12 protein-coding genes are annotated in these 14,599 nt (G+C 69.2%); 9 read left to right on the top strand and 3 right to left on the bottom strand.

The window, feature by feature from the left end; all coding sequences use genetic code 11:
* Nucleotides 1-55: 55 nt before the first annotated feature.
* A complete protein-coding gene (gene guaB / locus E3O46_RS09850; protein ID WP_134449938.1) occupies nucleotides 56-1,558 on the top strand; it encodes an IMP dehydrogenase in 1,503 nt (500 codons plus the stop codon).
* 40 nt (nucleotides 1,559-1,598) lie between these two features.
* Here guaB and E3O46_RS09845 read toward each other — a convergent pair whose 3' ends face one another.
* The 3 genes from E3O46_RS09845 to E3O46_RS09835 form a co-directional block, all read right to left on the bottom strand.
* The gene (locus E3O46_RS09845; protein ID WP_134561628.1) at nucleotides 1,599-2,741 is read right to left on the bottom strand and encodes a MalY/PatB family protein; all 1,143 of its coding nucleotides are present in this window, start codon (nucleotides 2,739-2,741) and stop codon (nucleotides 1,599-1,601) included.
* 138 nt (nucleotides 2,742-2,879) lie between these two features.
* Nucleotides 2,880-4,802 (bottom strand): clostripain-related cysteine peptidase, encoded by a 1,923-nt coding sequence (locus E3O46_RS09840; protein ID WP_134561627.1) that lies wholly within the window; start codon nucleotides 4,800-4,802, stop codon nucleotides 2,880-2,882.
* 35 nt (nucleotides 4,803-4,837) lie between these two features.
* Complete coding sequence (locus E3O46_RS09835) at nucleotides 4,838-5,530, bottom strand: hypothetical protein (RefSeq protein WP_134449941.1); 693 nt, start codon at nucleotides 5,528-5,530, stop codon at nucleotides 4,838-4,840.
* A 106-nt stretch (nucleotides 5,531-5,636) separates the two neighbouring features.
* On the opposite strand from E3O46_RS09835, the gene E3O46_RS09830 reads away from it, so the two are divergent.
* The 8 genes from E3O46_RS09830 (at nucleotide 5,637) to E3O46_RS09795 (ending at nucleotide 14,525) form a co-directional block, all read left to right on the top strand.
* Nucleotides 5,637-6,755, top strand: coding sequence for a GuaB3 family IMP dehydrogenase-related protein (locus tag E3O46_RS09830; RefSeq protein ID WP_134449942.1), 1,119 nt, complete (start codon nucleotides 5,637-5,639; stop codon nucleotides 6,753-6,755).
* A gap of 39 nt (nucleotides 6,756-6,794) precedes the next feature.
* Entirely contained in the window at nucleotides 6,795-8,555 is a 1,761-nt protein-coding gene (locus tag E3O46_RS09825) for a glycerol-3-phosphate dehydrogenase/oxidase (RefSeq protein ID WP_134449943.1), read from the top strand.
* Between the two features lie 132 nt (nucleotides 8,556-8,687).
* On the top strand, nucleotides 8,688-9,215 hold the full coding sequence (locus E3O46_RS09820) for a cation:proton antiporter regulatory subunit (RefSeq protein ID WP_134449944.1): 528 nt from the start codon (nucleotides 8,688-8,690) through the stop codon (nucleotides 9,213-9,215).
* Nucleotides 9,216-9,218: 3 nt separating this feature from the next.
* Complete coding sequence (locus E3O46_RS09815) at nucleotides 9,219-10,964, top strand: cation:proton antiporter (protein ID WP_194087900.1); 1,746 nt, start codon at nucleotides 9,219-9,221, stop codon at nucleotides 10,962-10,964.
* 5 nt (nucleotides 10,965-10,969) lie between these two features.
* Nucleotides 10,970-11,752, top strand: coding sequence for an SURF1 family cytochrome oxidase biogenesis protein (locus tag E3O46_RS09810; RefSeq protein WP_166791054.1), 783 nt, complete (start codon nucleotides 10,970-10,972; stop codon nucleotides 11,750-11,752).
* A 9-nt stretch (nucleotides 11,753-11,761) separates the two neighbouring features.
* Nucleotides 11,762-12,196 carry a DUF3817 domain-containing protein gene (locus tag E3O46_RS09805; RefSeq protein ID WP_134449946.1) on the top strand — a complete coding sequence of 145 codons (435 nt, stop codon included), beginning with the start codon at nucleotides 11,762-11,764 and terminating at the stop codon, nucleotides 12,194-12,196.
* Nucleotides 12,193-13,812 (top strand): glutamine-hydrolyzing GMP synthase, encoded by a 1,620-nt coding sequence (gene guaA / locus E3O46_RS09800; RefSeq protein WP_134561625.1) that lies wholly within the window; start codon nucleotides 12,193-12,195, stop codon nucleotides 13,810-13,812. Before E3O46_RS09805 ends, guaA begins: the two co-directional genes overlap by 4 nt.
* 317 nt (nucleotides 13,813-14,129) lie before the next feature.
* Entirely contained in the window at nucleotides 14,130-14,525 is a 396-nt protein-coding gene (locus E3O46_RS09795) for a hypothetical protein (protein ID WP_134449948.1), read from the top strand.
* The last annotated feature ends 74 nt before the right edge of the window (nucleotides 14,526-14,599 follow it).

Here is a 14,599-nt window from a genome sequence, read left to right as displayed (position 1 = left end):
TCCACGAATTCCCGGACTCTTCTGTTATTTCTCTGCACCAGCAAAAAGGGGTTTCATGGATCAGCCAGATCCGTTCGGTTTCACCGGGCTTACCTACGACGACGTCCTGCTCCTGCCAGGACACACCGACGTCATTCCCAGTGAAGCAGTGACAATGTCGCGGTTGACCCGGAGAATCAGCGTCGCGACGCCCCTGCTTTCGAGCGCCATGGACACGGTCACCGAGACCAGGATGGCCATCGCCATGGCCCGCGAAGGGGGGCTCGGTGTCCTGCACCGCAACCTGTCGATCGCGGACCAGGCCGAACAGGTCGATCTCGTCAAACGCAGCGAATCCGGGATGATTACCAATCCGGTAACAACTTCGCCGGAGGCCACCGTCGCGGACGTCGACGCCCTCTGCCGGCAGTTCCGGATCAGCGGACTCCCCGTCGTCGATGGAGACGGCGTGCTCGTCGGCATCATCACGAACCGCGATATGCGCTTCGTCACGGCCACCCAGAAGCACACGATGCGGGTGCGCGAGGTGATGACGCGGATGCCGCTCATCACCGGCAAGGTCGGCATGGCGCCGATGGACGCGGTGGCCATCTTCGCCACCCACAAGATCGAGAAGCTTCCCCTCGTCGACGACGCCGGCCGGCTCACCGGCCTGATCACCGTCAAGGACTTCGACAAGAGCGAGGAATACCCGCACGCGACGAAGGACGACGCCGGCCGGCTGCGCGTCGGCGCGGCCATCGGCTTCTTCGGCGACGCGTGGCAGCGCGCGACCGCGCTGCTCGACGCGGGGGTCGACGTGCTCGTCGTCGACACCGCCAACGGCGACAGCGCCGGCGTGCTCGAGATCATCCGCCGGCTCAAGACCGACCCGGCCTTCGCGGCCGTTGATGTCATCGGCGGCAACGTCGCCACCAGGAGCGGCGCCCAGGCGCTCATCGACGCGGGCGCGGACGCGATCAAGGTCGGCGTCGGCCCGGGCTCCATCTGCACGACCCGCATCGTCGCAGGCGTCGGCGTCCCCCAGATCACGGCGGTCTACCAGGCCTCCCTCGCCGCGCGTGAGACCGGGATCCCGGTCATCGCCGACGGCGGACTGCAGTACTCCGGTGACATCGCCAAGGCGCTCGTCGCCGGCGCGGACACCGTCATGCTCGGCTCGCTCCTCGCCGGCTGCGACGAGAGCCCGGGAGAGCTCGTTTTCGTCAACGGCAAGCAGTTCAAGACCTACCGCGGCATGGGCTCGCTCGGCGCGCTGCAGACCCGCGGTAACAAGACCTCCTATTCGAAGGACCGCTACTTCCAGTCGGACGTCCCCTCCGACGACAAGCTCATCCCCGAGGGCATCGAGGGGCAGGTTCCGTACCGCGGTCCGGTATCCGCCGTCGCGTACCAGCTCATCGGCGGCCTCCGCCAGTCGATGTTCTACGTCGGCGCGCGCACGATCGACGAGCTCAAGCAGAAGGGCAAGTTCGTGCGGATCACCTCCGCCGGGCTCAAGGAATCGCACCCGCACGACGTGCAGATCGTGGTCGAGGCCCCGAACTACCGTCGCTGACCGGGTCGCGCCGGCACACCCAGCCGGGTGCCGGTGCGGCTCAGGTCGCCGCGGCGATCCGCGAGACGGCCTCGCTGAGCACCTCGGGTGAGCAGCCGAAGTTGAGCCGGGCGAAACCGGCGCCCGGAGTGCCGAAGAGCAACCCGGGGAGCAGCGCGACCTTCGCCCGCTCGAGGGCGACCGCTGCCGGATCATCGCCCCAGCCGAGCGAGCGCAGGTCCAGCCAGGCCAGATAGCCCGCGCGCGGCTGCTCGTAGCCGACCCCGCCGAGATGCGCGTCGAGGAGCCCGGCCAGCAGTCCCCGGTTCGCCTGGAGCGCGGCGAGCGCGCCGTCGAGCCACGGGCCGCCGTCACGGAACGCCGTGGTGCTCGCGAGCAGCCCGAGGTGGCCGGTGCGCTCGCGGATGCCGGGCGGCAGGGCGGAGGTGAGCAGGCGCATCCGTTCGGAGGCGGTGACGATGAGAGCGCAGGTGAGCCCGGCGAGGTTCCAGGCCGTGCTCGCGCTCGTGACGCAGACGCCGTGCTGGGCCGCGGCAGGGGATACCGTGAGGTACGGGGTGAAACTCTCGGCGCTGTAGGCGAGCGGTGCGTTCACCTCGTCGCTGACCACGAAGGCCCCGTACCGGTCGGCGAGTTCGGCGAGGGCCGTGAGGTCCTCGATGCCGTGCGGGTGGCCGAGCGGGTTCTGCGGATTGCAGAGCAGTACGGCGCGGGCGCCCCGGCGGAGCGCGGCTTCGAGGCCGTCGAGGTCGAGCGTCCAGCCGGTCTGGCCGTGCAGGAGCGGCACGTCGACGACCCGGCCGCCCGCCTCGGGCACGAGGTCGAAGAACGGCGGGTAGACCGGGGGAGTGATCACGACCTCGTCCCCCGGCTCGAGGATCATCCGCAGCACCTCGACGACGGCCGAACCCACTTCGTTGGTCGCGACCACCTGCCCGGGGTCGACCGGCCAGCCCCAGCGGCGGGCGGCGAAGCCGGCGAACGCCTGGGCGAGCGGCTCAGCGGATACCGCGTAGCCGGTGTCGCTCCGGCGCACGGCCTCGAACAGGGCGTCCCTGATCGGCTCGGCGAGCGGGTAATCGAGTTCGGCGACGAAAAGGGGCAGCACGTCGTCGGGAAAAGCCCGCCACTTGAGGCTCGTGCGTTCGCGCAGCAGGGACAACGGTTCGGCTTCAACGTCCATGACAGCAGCTTGCACCTCCTGTGCCGTAGGCGCACCCGTTGATTGCCTCGCTGAGGTGTCGCATATCGAGGTTCGCGGGCGCCACGAACGTCGATCTGCGACACCTCACGAAAGCGGGGGCGCGCGGGGGCGCGCGGGTCAGGGGACGGTCGCGGTGCCGCTCGCGGTGGCGCTGTTGCCGCCGAAGTCGGTCACGGTCAGGTCGACCCGCAACCGGCTGCCCGAGGGGAGCCTGGCGAAGGCGTAGTGCAGGGCAGGGAGGTCGGCGTAGAGGCCGTAGTCGCTCGTGCCGACCCAGCTCTCGGTGCCGTCGCCCTGCACGTTGAGCCGCTCGGGCACGATGATGCCGTCCGGGTCCGCGGTGAGCTCGCCGTAGCTGCCGAGCTTGTCGTCGTAGGCGAAGTAGGTCTCGTTGAGGATGTCTCCGCTCGTGCCGTCGAGGGTGAGGCTCAGGAGCACGTCCTGGTAGGTCTCTCCCGCGACGTCACCGGGAGAGTAGTACGCCATCGGCACGTCGATCGTGACGGAGCCGGACCCCGACGTGGCAGTGCCCGTGTCGTCTCCGAGCTGCGCGTACGCGGGCGTCGTGTCGGTGCCGTCGGCCAGGGTGAGCTGGGTGAGGTCGTACCCGCCATGCACCAGGCCAGACCCGCCCGCGTCCACCGTCGCCGGCCGCTCGCCGAGGTAGGTGACCGAGCCGTCTGCCTCGATGAGGCCGTACCGGACGGATGCGCTCGCCGCGTTCCCGAGCCCGGCCGGGTCGAGCGCGGCGCTGATGCTCAGTCCGTCCGCGCCGAAGGAGACCTCGGCGTCACCCCCGGTGAACCGGGTCTTCTGGTCGCCGGGGATCGCACCGCCGGCGGCGTAATAAGAGGTCAGGAAGTCGAGCCAGCCACCTGCGGTGCCGAGTGCACGGTAGTCCTCTGCGAAATAGGCCTTCTGGGGCGGGAAGTAGATCGACAGACCGGTGGCGCCCGCGGTGGACTGGCCGTCGACCTTGTCGACCACCGCCGAACTGATCGCCCGTACGAGCGCATCGGCAGCGTCGGCTTCCGCGGTGTCGCCCTGCCCGATCTCGCCGGCGAGGAGGCCGAGGTCGGTCATGAACGAGTCCTCGGCCGGATCGGGGCTGCGCCCGAAGCCGAGGGTGCTCGCGAGGGTTCGGCCCACGACGGGAGCGAGACCGGCCCCGCGCCCGACCAGGCTGCTGCTGAACGAGGCGAGGGCGGCATCCACCGCCGGCAGCTTGCCGAGGTCGATCAGGGACAGGGTGATCTCGGCCGCGTCGCCCTCGGTTTCGGCCTGGGAGGAGAACCCCTGGATCAGCGCGGAGCCGAGCTCGTCGACGGTGGCGCCCGCGGCGGCCGTCTCGAGGGCCGTGTAGTTCCAGCCGTGACCCGGCTCGAGCTCCTGGGAGGCGAGCAGGCGATCCGCGCGCGGGGCCAGGGTGCTTGCGACCTCGTAGGTCGCCATCAGGCAGGCGTCGAAGCCGAGCAGGTCGAGCTTCGCCACACCGGCCGCGCTCAGGCCGCTGCCGATGGCGTCGTTCAGTTCGGCGAGGCTCAGCGAATCTCCGTCGGCGGACTCGTCACCGCCGACGCCCGGCCAGGATGCGCCGTGATCGGAGATGATCACGGCGTAGTGCTCCGCGGGGTACGCGCTGATGCCGCGGGTGATGAAGTCGGAGAGCACGGCGGGGTCGCCGGTGTCCACGGGGCCGAGGTCGTCCATCACCTCTGCGCCGCCGGGCAGGACGTGCAGGAGCTTCCCGCCGGCCCAGTCGGGCTGGCCGAGCACGGGTTCTGCACTGTAGTCCGCCGAACGGTCGACGAGGGCGACGAGATTGAGGCCGTCGTGCGAGCCGACCTCGCCCATCTCGCCGAGGTCGGCCATCATGAACGGCTCGAGGTCGGTGTCGGCGATCGAGTAGGTGAGAACGGTCCAGCTGCCGGCGGCCGGGCCGTCGCCGCTGTCCGGCTCGACCGGGCTGCCCGTCGTGCACGCGGCGAGACTGACGACCAGGGCCAGTGCGGCCAGCGCCGCGACGGTCCTGCGTGTCACTCCTGCAGATTGTGCCGTTCGCACAGCTTGCCCCGCTACAGGCCGACGTAGGGGATCATCGCGGTCAGCGCGGCAGCGGCGAGGAAGATCACCACGCCGGTCGACATCAGCACGAGCTGCACCTTGAACTGGCGCACGAGGGCGGCGATGCCGAGCAGGAACAGCGAGATGGACATCAGCACGGTGTTGAGGGTGAGCCGGTCACTGAGGCTGTTGTACTCGTCGCCCTGGCTGATCGTCGCGACCGACTTCGCCTGCGTCTCGGAGTAGCCGCCGAAGAGGGTGCTCTGGTATTCCTCGTCGTCGAGCGGGCTGTGGTACACCGTGGCGTCGGCGGTGTTCTCGGCGTCGGCCCGGGCGATGGCCGCGGCGAAGTCCGTCGAGACGGCCTGGAAGGTCAGGGTGTCGTACTTGCCCGTCGCGTCGGCGGCGATCGCCGCATCCGTGCTGTCCTTCTCGATGTCGAGCTCGGCGAGGCGGTTCCAGACCTGGGTGTCCTCGAGGAATTGCTGGTTGGCCTCGAGATAGAGCGACTCCGCCTCGGTGGACTGCGTCGAACCCTTGGTGTACGCCCCGGCCATCTGGCTGTCGTAGAGCGCCGCCTGGAAGGAGGCATAGGCCGTTGCGATGGAGACGAGGCCGAGGAGGACCGCGATCACGAGCTCCAGGTTGCTGAACATCAGGTTGAGGCGAGGCTTCGCGGACTCGGTGGGCTTTTCGGACGACATCGGGTGCTCCTGGTGCATCGGGCAGGTTTGCGGGCCTCACCTGCGGGATTTGCGCCAGCCTAGCGGTTCATACCCTCCGGTTACGGGCTGCGCCTAAGCTGGGGGTATGGAAATCGAGATCGGCCGCTCCAAGCGCGCTCGCCGCGCGTACGCCTTTGACGACATCGCGGTTGTGCCCAGTCGGCGCACCCGCGATCCCGAAGACGTGAATGTCAGCTGGACGATCGACGCGTATGAATTCGCGATCCCGTTCCTCGCAGCCCCGATGGACTCCGTAGTCTCCCCGACGACGGCGATCATGATGGGCCAGCTCGGCGGCATCGGCGTGCTCGACCTCGAGGGCCTCTGGACCCGCTACGACGACCCGGAACCGCTCCTCGCCGAGATCCGCGAACTTCCGGCCGACCGGGCGACCGCACGCATGCAGGAGATGTACTCCGAACCGATCAAGCCGGCCCTCGTCACCGAGCGGCTCGCCCAGATCCGCGCCGCCGGGGTCACCGTCGCCGGAGCGCTCTCCCCGCAGCGCACCCAGGAACTCTACGAAACCGTCGTCGCCGCAGGCGTCGACCTCTTCGTCATCCGCGGCACCACGGTGTCCGCCGAGCACGTCTCGCTCAACCAGGAGCCGCTCAACCTCAAGAAGTTCATCTACGAGCTCGACGTACCCGTCATCGTCGGCGGTGCGGCCACATACACGGCGGCCCTGCACCTGATGCGCACCGGCGCTGCCGGCGTGCTCGTCGGCTTCGGCGGCGGCGCGGCGTCGACCACCCGGGCCTCGCTCGGCATCCACGCCCCGATGGCCACGGCCGTCGCCGACGTCGCCGGCGCTCGCCGCGACTACCTCGACGAATCCGGCGGACGCTACGTGCACGTCATCGCCGACGGCGGCCTGAGCACCTCCGGTGACATCGTCAAGGCGCTCGCCTGCGGCGCGGACGCCGTCATGCTCGGCACCACCCTGGCCAGGGCGACGGATGCCCCCGGCGGCGGATTCCACTGGGGCGCCGAGGTGCACCACCCGCAGCTGCCCCGCGGCAAGCGGGTCGAGGTCGGCACCGTCGCCCCGCTCGAGACCATCCTGTACGGCCCGACGCCGATCGCCGACGGCACCGCCAACCTCGTCGGCGCCCTGCGCCGGTCGATGGCGACCACCGGTTATTCGACCCTCAAGGAATTCCAGCGCGTCGAGGTGGTTGTCGCGCCGTACCGAACGAACTAGCGTCGAGGTACGCACCACCACCTCGATGGGAGTACGCACATGGCAACAGGGAATTCGGTCACGCGGTCGAACAAGCTGGGACCGGCGGAACGCGCCGCGGCCATTGAGAGGCTGAAATCCAAGGAGGTCGACATCCTCGTCGTCGGCGGCGGGATCGTCGGCGCGGGCAGCGCCCTCGACGCCGTCACCCGCGGACTGAGCGTCGGCATTCTCGAGGCGCGAGACTGGGCCAGCGGAACGTCGAGCCGGTCGTCCAAGCTCGTGCACGGCGGCATCCGCTATCTCGAGCAGCTCGATTTCCGCCTCGTTCGGGAAGCGCTCACGGAGCGCGGACTGCTCCTGCAGCGGATCGCCCCGCACCTGGTCAAGCCCGTGCGCTTCCTGTACCCGTTGAAGAAGCGGGTCACCGAGCGCTTCTATGTGGGTGCGGGCATGCTGCTCTACGACATCTTCTCGTACACCGGTGGCCGGCCGCCCGGCGTCCCTCACCACCGGCACCTGTCCAAGCGCCAGGTGATGGGCATGATCCCGAGCCTCGACGCCGACGCGACGGTCGGCGGTATCACCTACTACGACGCGCAGGTCGATGACGCCCTGTACACGGCGTCGCTCGTGCGCACCGCCTCGTTCTACGGCGCCCACGCGGCGAGCCGGGTGCGGGTCGAGGGCTTCATCAAGGTCGGCGAGCGGGTCGTGGGCGTGCGCGCGCACGACCTCGAGACCGGCGAACGCTTCGAGGTGCGCGCGAAGCAGGTCGTCAACGCGACAGGCGTCTGGACCGACGACACCCAGCGGATGGTCGGCGAACGCGGCACCTTCAAGGTGCGCGCGAGCAAGGGCATCCACCTCGTCGTGCCGCGTGACCGGTTCCAGTCGGCGATGGGGCTGCTGCTGCGCACGGAGAAGAGCGTGCTCTTCGTGATCCCGTGGGGCAGGCACTGGCTCATCGGCACCACCGACACCGACTGGCACCTCGACAAGGCGCACCCCGCGGCGACGGCCGCCGACATCGACTACCTGCTCGAGCACGTCAATTCGGTGCTGCGGGTGCCGCTGACCCGCGAGGACGTCGAGGGCGTCTACGCAGGTCTCCGGCCGCTGCTCGCCGGGGAGTCGGAGCAGACCTCGAAACTGTCCCGCGAACACCTGGTCGGGCACTCCGTTCCCGGTCTCGTCGTGATCGCCGGCGGCAAGTGGACCACATACCGGATCATGGCGAAGGACGCCATCGACGCGGCCGTTGACGCCCTCGACGGGAAGATCGCCCCGTCAACGACGCACGAGATCCCGCTGCTCGGTGCGGAGGGGTACAAGGCCGCGTGGAACAAGCGCACCCGCATCGCGACGGCATTCGGGCTGCACACCGTGCGGGTCGAGCACCTGCTCAACCGGTACGGTACCCTCACCGACGAGCTGCTCGACCTCATCCGGGAGAGCCCTGAGCTGATCGAGCCGCTCCCGGGAGCCGACGACTACATCCAGGCCGAGGTCGTGTACGCGGCCGGCCACCTGGGCGCCCTCCACCTCGAGGACGTCCTGGCCCGGCGCACCCGCATCTCGATCGAGGCCTGGGATCGCGGGGTCTCCGCGGCGCCGGTCGCGGCCAGGCTGATGGCCGGCGTGCTCGGCTGGGACGCCGAACGCGAGGAACGCGAGGTCGCGGTCTACCTCAAGCGCGTCGCCGCGGAACGCGCCTCCCAGCTCGAACCCGACGACGAGTCCGCCGACCGGGTGCGCCTCGAGGCTCCCGATATCGTCCTGACCGAGCGGTCGGCGATGGGCGACTCCGTCACGCACTGACACAGGCGACACCACCACCGGGCGGATGCCGGGCGCACGTCGTGCGCCCGGCATCCGACTGTGCCCGGCCGGGTGACGGGCGGCTTCGATAGACTAGGGCCCACTTGCCCATAATCTTCAGGAGTCGTAACCATGGTTGACGTTCGGCGGGTCAAGCTTCCCGGAGTGGGTGTGCTGCACACCTTCATCACCGATGACGGCGGCAAGGTCGGCGTCATCGCCCACCGCTCCGGGCACAGCGACCTCATCACCTTCGCGGACGACGAGGGCGGCCCAGACGCGAGCAAGGTCTCCCTCCGCCTCAACGAAGACGAGGCGCACACCCTCGCCGAACTCCTCGGCGGCACCCAGATCACCGAGTCGCTCACCGCGCTCGACCAGATCCCCGGTCTCAGCATCGACTGGTTCACGGTCGACTACGAGGATCACATCGCCGGCCAGACCCTCGGCAACCCCGCCGACCGCGGCATCGCCGGCCTCACGGTCGTCGCCGTCGTGCGCGGCGAGTCCGCCAACCCGGCACCGGCCCAGGACTTCCGGGTCTTCCCCGGCGACACCCTCGTCGTCGCAGGATCCCCGGAGAAGGTCGCCAAGGCCTTCACGTTCTTCCGCACCGGTGAACTCAAGGCCAAGACCGTCGACGCGCCCCCCGGGGGCTAACCAATGAACCTTGGCACGGACCTGATCACACTCGGCATCCTGCTGGTCGTGGCTTATGTGCTCGGGCGCGCCGCAAAACTGATCGGCCTGCCGTCCATCCCGATCTACATGATCGTCGGCCTGCTCGCGAGCCCGTACACCCACTGGTTCCCGCTCGACTTCCACTCCGCAGACATCGAGCTCATCGCCGTCTTCGGGCTCATCCTGCTCCTGTTCAGCCTCGGCCTCGAGTTCGACCAGGAGGAGTTCTTCAACGACGCCGGGAAGCTGCTGCTCTCCGGCGGCTCCTACGTCGTGATCAACATGGGCATCGGGTTCGCCTTCGGCATGATGGTCGGCTGGGGCACCCGCGAGGCCCTCGTCATCGCCGGCATGACCGGCACGTCCTCGAGCGCGATCATCACCAAACTCCTGATCGAGCTGCGCCGCCTGGCGAACAAGGAAACACCGATGATCCTCGGCGTGACCGTGGTCGGGGACATCTTCATCGCGGTGTACCTGTCGATCGTCTCGGTCGTGCTGAGCGGCAAGACCGAGATCTGGCCGATCGTGCTGCAGCTGAGCATCGCGTTCCTCTTCCTCGTCGTGATGTTCTCTCTCGCCCGCTGGGGCGGCCGTGTCGTGTCCCGGCTGGTCCGCACCAAGGACGACGAACTCTTCACGATCCTGTTCTTCGGGCTTGCCGTGCTCTTCGCCGGCATCGGCGAGATCATCGGGGTGACGGATGCGATCGGCGCGTTCCTGATCGGTGTCGTCCTCGGCGCGAGCACCTACCGCACCCGGCTCGAACGTGTCGCCGTCCCGTTGCGGGACATCTTCGCCGCCTTCTTCTTCCTCAACTTCGGCCTCGCGCTGCACATCAATGAGTTCGGTTCCGTCATCCTCGTGGTGCTCGCGGCGGTCGTGATGACCTTCGTGCTCAACCTGATCTCGGGGATGCTGTTGGCCCGGTTGCACTCGATGGGAATCTCCGAGGGGCTCAATGCCGCCGCGATCCTGGTGAACCGCGGAGAGTTCACGCTCATCCTCGCGACCCTCTCTGTCGGAGCGGGCCTGAACGGGCTACTCCAGCCGTTCGCGGGCCTCTATGTGCTCACCATGGCCATCCTCGGTCCGCTCTTCGCCGCCAATTCCGAGAGGCTCGGCGCCCTGCTGCCCGGACGCCGCCGGAAGCGCGCGGGCGTCCGGCCCGACCGCGACCCGATGCACGCCGAGGAGTTCCGGCTCGTCGACGCGGCGACAGCGGGCGCGCTGAGCGACCAGGACGCGCAGCGCGCCGCCGCCCACCTTGGCGACCAGCCGCTGCCGTCATCACGGCCGGAGCCGCGGAAGCGCACGGACCACGACCGCCGCGCCGACCACGACGAACGGGCGGAACAGGCCGAACGCGGCGAATACGTCAAGCACGTGGTGGATGACGGCATCGACGAACTCGACGGGCCGACACCGCTGCCTGCCTCAGTCCGACCGAACACGGCCCCGCGCCCGAGCGCACGCGTGAACCCAGACCCAGACCCAGATGCCGATGACGAGACGCAGGCGCACGCACCTGCCGACGTGCACGTTCCTGCCGACTCGCACCCCGCCGCCGCCCCGGAATCGGACCGGGATTCCGGCGTCGATTCCGGCCAGGCCGCAGAGGCCGACGCAGACGCCGACCCGATGGCCGACTACGCCAAACGACTTTCGCGCACTCGCGCCCAGAGGGACAAGCCGGCACCCGACGCCGGGACAGGTGACTACCAATGATCCGCATGATGCTCCGCCCCCGCTGGATTCTCGCGCTCCTGCTCGCCCTCGCCGTCGCGGCCGGCTTCGCGGCGCTCGGGCGCTGGCAGCTCGAACGCGCCGTCGCATCCGGTGTGGTCGTCGAGAAGACCACCGAGACCGTGAAACCCCTCGCCGACGTCGTGACTCCCGGAGGCGCCCCGCGTGACGCGGCGACCGGCCAGCTCGTCACCGTCGACGGCAGTTACGTACCCGGCGACGAGCAGCTGATCAGCGACCGGTCCAACGACGGCGCCTCCGGCTACTGGGTCGTGAGCCACTTCATCGTCGGTGCGGCAGGCACGGGGAACGGCGCGGGCGCGAGCATCGCGGTCGCCCGCGGCTGGGCTCCGGACGAGGCGACAGCCCGGTCGACGATGGAAGGCCTCGCGTCGGCCCCGGCCAACCAGGTCGTCACCCTGGCCGGCCGGTTCCTCCCGACCGAAGCCCCCGTCGTTCCCGCAGACGGCCGTGACCCGCACAGCATGACGACGGTGTCCACCGCGGCCCTGATCAACCTCTGGGCCGGCTTCGACGGCACAGCGGTCTACCCGGGCTACATCGTCGACGGGACCGCGGCATCCGGTCTCACGGGAATCGATTCGCCGGCACCGCTCACGGATGCCTCCCTCAACTGGCTGAACATCTTCTACGCCATCGAGTGGGTCGTCTTCGCCGGCTTCGCCGTGTTCCTCTGGTACCGCCTCGTCCGGGACGCCTGGGAGCGCGAGGAGGAGCTCCGCGAGGAAGCGGCGATATCCGCCGGTTAGAATTGGCGCATGCCACTCGAACCCAAACGCGCTGATATCCCCAGCATCCCGGGGGCGTTGAAGCTCTACCAGACGTCCTCGATCATCACCGGCGTCTTCCTGCTGCTGCTCTGCGCCGAGGTCATCCTCAAGTTCGGCTTCCAGTACGAGCTCGAGCTCGGCGGCCCGTACGGGCTGCTCGTGCCGCGCGACACCGTCACCGCGTTCAATCTGAGCACCGCGATCCTGATCATGCACGGCTGGTTCTACGTGTTGTACCTGTTCGCGGACTTCCGGCTCTGGAGCCTGATGCGCTGGCCGTTCAGCCGGTTCCTGCTGATCGCCCTCGGCGGCGTGATCCCCACCCTGTCCTTCTTCCTCGAGGGCCGCGTCGCCCGCGAGGTCCGCGCCTGGCTTTCCGCCAGGGCACTTTCCGACGCCGAGGGTGCGGAGGCCCGTTCATGACTTCAGTTGCCGACCCGACCGTGGTCGTGACTCCGACGGAGGCGTCCGGCATCGACCGACCCGTGCTCGTGGTGGACTTCGGCGCCCAGTACGCCCAGCTGATCGCGCGCCGCGTGCGCGAGGCATCCGTCTACTCGGAGATCGTCGCACACTCGATCACCGCTGCGGAGGTCGCCGCGAAGAACCCGGTCGGGATCGTGCTGAGCGGAGGACCCTCGAGTGTCTACGCCGAGGGCGCCCCGACCTTCGACCCCGCGATCTTCGACCTCGGTATTCCCGTGCTCGGCATCTGCTACGGCTTCCAGGTGATGGCGACCGCCCTCGGCGGCGAGGTCGCCCACACCGGGCTCAGCGAATACGGGTCGACCCCCGTGACGGTCGCGAGCGGCGACAACGTCCTCCTCGCCGGGCAGCCGAACGAGCAGACCGTGTGGATGAGCCACGGTGACTCCGTCTCCCGCGCCCCTGCCGGCTTCGCGGTGCTCGCCTCGACCGGCTCGACCCCGGTCGCCGCGTTCGCGAACGACGAGCGCCGCCTCTACGGCGTGCAGTGGCACCCCGAGGTCAAGCACACCGAATTCGGCCAGGACGTGCTCGAGAACTTCCTGCACCGCGCCGCCGGGATTCCCGCCGACTGGAACAGCGGCAACGTCATCGCCGAACAGGTCGCGAAGATCCGCGCCCAGGTCGGCACCGGCAAGGTCATCTGCGGGCTCTCCGGCGGCGTCGACTCCGCCGTGGCCGCGGCGCTCGTGCACAAGGCCATCGGCGACCAGCTCGTCTGCGTCTTCGTCGACCACGGCCTGCTCCGCCAGGACGAACGCCGCCAGGTCGAGGAAGACTACGTCAAGGCCACCGGCGTGCGCCTCGTCACCGTGGACGTACGCGAGCAGTTCCTCGCCGCGCTCGAGGGTGTCAGCGACCCGGAGACCAAGCGCAAGATCATCGGCCGCGAATTCATCCGCACCTTCGAGCAGGCCCAGGCCGAACTCATCAGGGAGGCCGCGGAGAAGGACGGCGACCCGATCCGCTTCCTCGTCCAGGGCACCCTGTACCCAGACGTCGTCGAGTCCGGCGGCGGCAGCGGCACCGCGAACATCAAGAGCCACCACAACGTCGGCGGCCTGCCGGAAGACCTGAAGTTCGAGCTCGTCGAACCGCTCCGCACCCTGTTCAAGGACGAGGTGCGTGCGATCGGCGCCGAACTGGGTCTGCCGCCCGAGATCGTGCAGCGCCAGCCGTTCCCCGGTCCAGGCCTGGGCATCCGCATCGTCGGTTCGATCACTTTCGAACGGCTCGAACTGCTGCGGCACGCGGATGCGATCGTGCGCGCCGAGCTGACCGCCGCCGGCCTCGACGGGGTCATCTGGCAGTGCCCGGTCGTGCTGCTCGCGGATGTCCGTTCCGTCGGCGTCCAGGGCGACGGCCGCACGTACGGTCACCCGATCGTGCTGCGCCCGGTCTCCTCTGAGGACGCGATGACGGCCGACTGGACCCGCCTGCCGTACGACCTGCTCGCCCGCATCTCCAACCGCATCACGAACGAAGTGGATGGCGTCAACCGCGTCGTTCTCGACGTCACGTCGAAGCCGCCGGGAACCATCGAGTGGGAGTGAGCGCTCCCCGCTGAGCGACTCCCGCTGCAGCACGAAAGAAGCACCCTCGTCGTCGAGACTAGGGTGCTTCTTTCGTAACCGGGCGAAGGCGGTGCGTTTCCGGTGCGCTCCGGGTGGCGAACACCGGAACGTGACAGCTGTCATGGGGCAGCGGTGACAGGAGGGACTTCCGGCGTCGTGGCATCCGCGTGAGGATGAGTGGGAAGCGTCGACGGGAGCCGCTTCGGCTCTCCGTCGTCTCCCGCGGAGGCCTCCTCGCGGCGGCAGCCGGCCGGGCATTCCGGTCGGGGCGTCGTCCCCGGACGAAGGTGACGCCCATGGATTCCACGGTTCCGGAAACACGCGGGTTCGATGATGAGCCGCGCTCGCCGGGCGCTGTGCCCCGGAGCGTCCCTGCCGAGGAATCCGCACCGCGGCACCGCATCCACTCCGACGGCGATGAGATCGCCGCGGAGGCCATCGTCCTGTTCCGGAACGCCGCGGCCCGGCCGCGCGTCGAAGCCGTGTACACCGGCGCGGACGGCTGGGTCGACGTGCCGGGACGCGCCGTGTTCACCCGTGCGCTCGCGGATCACTACCGGCAGGCGGGCGTCGCGATGGTCCGGTTGGCCTGGCGGTTCCGCACCCGCACCTTCTCGATGAGCCGGGCGACCGCGCGGCCCGGCGGGCCGGACGGGCAGTGGCGCGTCGAGGCTTCGTCCTCCCGGCACTGACCGCCCGGGCGTTGGTCGGGACTTCTGGGCAGATCCACACCCCGTTCGGGGGGTTTTTCGCTGTCGGTGTTTGC

This window comes from Cryobacterium glucosi (assembly GCF_004402235.1).
Taxonomy (GTDB): domain Bacteria; phylum Actinomycetota; class Actinomycetes; order Actinomycetales; family Microbacteriaceae; genus Cryobacterium; species Cryobacterium glucosi.
Note: the sequence above shows the minus strand (reverse complement) of the source record. Positions and strands in the feature narration are given on the sequence as shown.

What these genes read in the sequence shown, in the direction of transcription:
- E3O46_RS09795 (WP_134449948.1), top strand. Translation starts at nt 14,130, where the DNA reads ATGGATTCCACGGTTCCGGAAACACGCGGGTTCGATGATGAGCCGCGC.
- E3O46_RS09830 (WP_134449942.1), top strand. Translation starts at nt 5,637, where the DNA reads ATGGAAATCGAGATCGGCCGCTCCAAGCGCGCTCGCCGCGCGTACGCC.
- E3O46_RS09820 (WP_134449944.1), top strand. Translation starts at nt 8,688, where the DNA reads ATGGTTGACGTTCGGCGGGTCAAGCTTCCCGGAGTGGGTGTGCTGCAC.
- guaB (WP_134449938.1), top strand. Translation starts at nt 56, where the DNA reads ATGGATCAGCCAGATCCGTTCGGTTTCACCGGGCTTACCTACGACGAC.
- E3O46_RS09810 (WP_166791054.1), top strand. Translation starts at nt 10,970, where the DNA reads ATGATGCTCCGCCCCCGCTGGATTCTCGCGCTCCTGCTCGCCCTCGCC.
- E3O46_RS09835 (WP_134449941.1), bottom strand. Translation starts at nt 5,530, where the DNA reads ATGTCGTCCGAAAAGCCCACCGAGTCCGCGAAGCCTCGCCTCAACCTG.
- E3O46_RS09815 (WP_194087900.1), top strand. Translation starts at nt 9,219, where the DNA reads ATGAACCTTGGCACGGACCTGATCACACTCGGCATCCTGCTGGTCGTG.
- E3O46_RS09825 (WP_134449943.1), top strand. Translation starts at nt 6,795, where the DNA reads ATGGCAACAGGGAATTCGGTCACGCGGTCGAACAAGCTGGGACCGGCG.
- E3O46_RS09845 (WP_134561628.1), bottom strand. Translation starts at nt 2,741, where the DNA reads ATGGACGTTGAAGCCGAACCGTTGTCCCTGCTGCGCGAACGCACGAGC.
- E3O46_RS09805 (WP_134449946.1), top strand. Translation starts at nt 11,762, where the DNA reads ATGCCACTCGAACCCAAACGCGCTGATATCCCCAGCATCCCGGGGGCG.
- guaA (WP_134561625.1), top strand. Translation starts at nt 12,193, where the DNA reads ATGACTTCAGTTGCCGACCCGACCGTGGTCGTGACTCCGACGGAGGCG.